Origin of the sequence: Ochrobactrum sp. SFR4 (genome assembly GCF_019730395.1) — a bacterium.
Lineage (GTDB): Bacteria > Pseudomonadota > Alphaproteobacteria > Rhizobiales > Rhizobiaceae > Pseudochrobactrum.
On record NZ_JAAPBB010000557.1, the window covers coordinates 1 to 308 of the forward strand.

At 56.5% G+C, this 308-nt stretch carries 1 protein-coding gene; it reads left to right on the forward strand.

Going from position 1 to position 308, the window contains the following annotated elements; translation table 11 throughout:
• On the forward strand, positions 1–308 hold a 308-nt coding region (locus HBA93_RS20235), incomplete at both ends, for a malic enzyme-like NAD(P)-binding protein (RefSeq protein ID WP_286202094.1).

Sequence of the window (308 nt, forward strand, 5' to 3'; positions counted from 1 at the left end):
CTATCCGAACCAGGTGAACAATGTTCTCTGCTTCCCGTATATCTTCCGCGGCGCTTTGGATGTTGGCGCAACAGCGATCAACGAAGAAATGAAAATGGCTGCGGTGAAGGCAATTGCCGCTCTCGCCCGTGAAGAAGTTTCTGATGTGGCTGCACGCGCCTATCCGGGCGAAACGCCGGTCTTCGGTGCTAATTATGTGATCCCGTCACCGTTTGATCCGCGTCTGATCCTGCGCATTGCTCCGGCTGTGGCTCAGGCCGCTATGGAAACCGGCGTGGCAACCCGTCCGATTGAGGACATGGAAGCCT